The organism is Coleofasciculus sp. FACHB-712, from assembly GCF_014695635.1.
Classification (GTDB): domain Bacteria; phylum Cyanobacteriota; class Cyanobacteriia; order Cyanobacteriales; family FACHB-T130; genus FACHB-T130.
On the sequence record NZ_JACJOQ010000335.1, the window covers coordinates 1 to 2,939 of the forward strand.

Consider the following 2,939-nt stretch of genomic DNA (forward strand, 5'->3'; position numbering starts at 1 on the left):
ACGACAAAACTGAGGAACGGTAGTAATAGATAGTCCATACTGCTGTCCTGATACAGGCGATTAAAATGCTGAATCTCTAACTAAAAGTAAACTTTGACCTTAGTGCTAGCGGCGATTAAGCAACATTCGCCGCCTATAAATCCCTATTAGCCACCGGGGAATAAGACAGGAGCATCAAGAATCTTAAACTGTATCAATGCCAGAATGACCAGAGTGTATGCGGTTGAGGAGACTACACCTGTCAATAACTCTTTTTTCCAGTTACGCTCAGCGGGTTCCTTACTAAAAACATCGACAGCCCCTACTTGCATCAAGAGAATTCCCGCAATATTAGAGAGCCAGTACCCGACGATTGAGCAAGGCAGAAGTAAATCTGGGGAAAGCCAACTACAGATATACCCAAAAAAATAAGCAATTGGCAGATTGAAAAACAGGTCATTCCACCAACATAGTGGTGACAGCATATATCCAATGACCAGAAGGAATCCGCCTCTGAGCTTTTTGAACCAACCTTCCTGGAAACTTTGTTGAGCCGCTGGTTGCAAATGCTCAGGAGTTACTTGCCCTGCGAGGGTCAGCTCACTACTGGGTCTTTTAGCGTTGTCCATGTAAAATCCACTATCCCGCTAGAGTTACCGTAGTTTCAATTTAATCTGATACGGATCAAAAGTCTAGTGCGGAAGGGACAACGCTTTAGTTTTTTTTGAAATATCTAACTATGGTGTGAAACCTGCAAGGCTCTCCAAAGCTCTTGAAACCCTTAGAAGAGTCATCGGTTGGCTTGAGGCGGGAGCAAAACTAAACGAAATACAGGCTGCTGTTGGGTTTCACTCTGTTCAACCCAACCTACACGGAATGATTTGTCAGGCAGCCAGGGGCTGAAAGTGAGGCTTGTTAGCGTAGCAGGACGTAGTCGAGAGTCGTTAGTTGAGTAGTTAAACTAAGCCGGGTTGTCGTCAACCCGACTTGTCTTCAAAACCGAACTTTAAACTTTCGCTTCCTCCGGCTCCTCAGGGGATCTTCGGCTGGTCATGCACACTACTAGCCGAAGATCCCAATCGTCGAAGGGCTGTTTTCACATCATGGCAATGTCGGTGAAGTAGCTGTAGATTCTCAGGGGTATCGTTACTCCCTCTGTTTTTAGGGATGATATGGTCAGTGTCCAGCAAGTCTCCATCCTTGAAGGACAATCCGCTCCTGCACCTACTATCAAGCTAACTACCTGGTTTAGGCATCCACCTAATCCCCAAATCAACGACAAAATCACTCGACTTTGAACCGAGAACCCGATCGATCGAGGCGATAAACTAAGGTTTTCCCGTTGCCATCCACAGCGACTCGCCAACCTGCGACCATTGCTTGAGCGCAGCTATTTTCCGTACCAGGCAAATCAAAACAGGTATTTGACCACATCTGACTTCGACCTTCGAGGATGTATAACTGAGAAGTTGGTACTTTTAATTGCTTACTAGCATCCTGCAATACCACCTTAGCAATGGAATTCGGTAAAGAGTCTTTGCGTGGGGGCATATCGCCTATTGCTTCCGTCCTAATTTGCTCAGCAGATTTATCAGTACGATAGACCTGATATTGCTTCGGTTTGCCTTCCACCGTTACCTGCCAACCTGGTGTCTGAGCGCTCATGCACCGCTCTACAGGACTTGGAAGATCTAAACAGCCATTAGACCAAGTTTGCTGTTGAGTTTGTGTAATCAAAAGTTGGGAGATTGGTAAGGTTAAATGCTCGGATGCTAACTTTAAAACTTGCTCAGCAACCGCAGGAGGTAATTTTTTCGCCTCGTTTGGCTGGCTCTCCCTTTGATAAAGCTGAACCTGGGAACCCACTTTGTCAGTATTATAAATCCAGCGTTTTTGCCCGCTTTCTACGGTGACTTGCCAGCCCTCCACGACAACTGGATCGCAGGGATGGGGAAAAGTCGAAACTTCGCAACCATACGCCCACCCTGTCTGCTTCGCATTCACAATGCGTCCGGTGTTCGCCGGGAGTCCCCAGTTTTGGGTGGCATCTTGCAAAACGGCACTGACAACAGATTTAGGCAATTTGGCATCAACGATGCTGCTAGCAGCTTCATTTAATCTGATCCGGGAGCCGTTGCGATCGCTTCGATAAACTAAGCTTTGTTGCCTAGCTTTTACAGTGACTTCCCACGCAGGCATATTAATTTTGGTGCAGCCTTCAGCCGGACGCGGCAGATTTAAACAACCGTTGGTGTAAATCTGTTCATACTTAATGATGCGTAGTTGCGACGCTTGTAATCCCGTGCGTTGAGATGCTATTCGCAAAATGGCATTGGCAACGGAAGACGGTAACTTTTCTTTCTTAGATACTTGTTTGACGGGATCGGCAACAGCAGCTTCTTTTAAGGTTAAAGCAGTACATAAAGATAAAGACAAGCTGCTAGTTAACAAAATTAAAGTAGCAACTAGCCATTTTTTAGGATTTTTAGTTTGAGTCATTCTTTCCACAATTAAGGCTACTCCAAAGCCACTTGAATTAAAGTTTAGAAGTTTGATGTTTGCTTGAAGTTCATACAATCATTTGAGACGTGGCTGAAAAATCTATGTTCCAAATTGAATTTTTTCTGGGTTTTACAGGCACGTTAGCGCAAGGCTATTTTGCGTTTATAGATTCTGAACGCACTTAAAGCAACTTGTAAAAAAATAACTAAAATCAGCTTGCTATAGGCGCGATTTTTAATTTACTGGGAAGATTTACTCCTATTTTTATAACATTGAGATTAGGGCATCTAAAGAGTTGGTTTCAAAAACTGAAACCACTGAATATTATCTAGGCGGCTGAAGTCGCAGCGATATCAACGAAACCCGCCTACATGGTTTAAAAGCCCGATCAATTACCCATAGCAATCCTAAAGGATGCGTGACGGCGATATCCTCGACTTCTCTTAACAAGTCGGGGA

Annotated in this window: 3 protein-coding genes; all 3 read right to left on the reverse strand. The window is 44.6% G+C overall.

Annotated features, from left to right (window positions below; translation table 11 throughout):
* Positions 1-146: 146 nt before the first annotated feature.
* Positions 147-608 (reverse strand): hypothetical protein, encoded by a 462-nt coding sequence (locus H6F50_RS08540; RefSeq protein ID WP_190412265.1) that lies wholly within the window; start codon positions 606-608, stop codon positions 147-149.
* Positions 609-1,010: 402 nt separating this feature from the next.
* A complete protein-coding gene (locus tag H6F50_RS08545) occupies positions 1,011-1,190 on the reverse strand; it encodes an HNH endonuclease signature motif containing protein (protein ID WP_190412266.1) in 180 nt (59 codons plus the stop codon).
* Between the two features lie 73 nt (positions 1,191-1,263).
* On the reverse strand, positions 1,264-2,478 hold the full coding sequence (locus H6F50_RS08550; RefSeq protein WP_190428354.1) for a hypothetical protein: 1,215 nt from the start codon (positions 2,476-2,478) through the stop codon (positions 1,264-1,266).
* Positions 2,479-2,939: the final 461 nt, after the last annotated feature.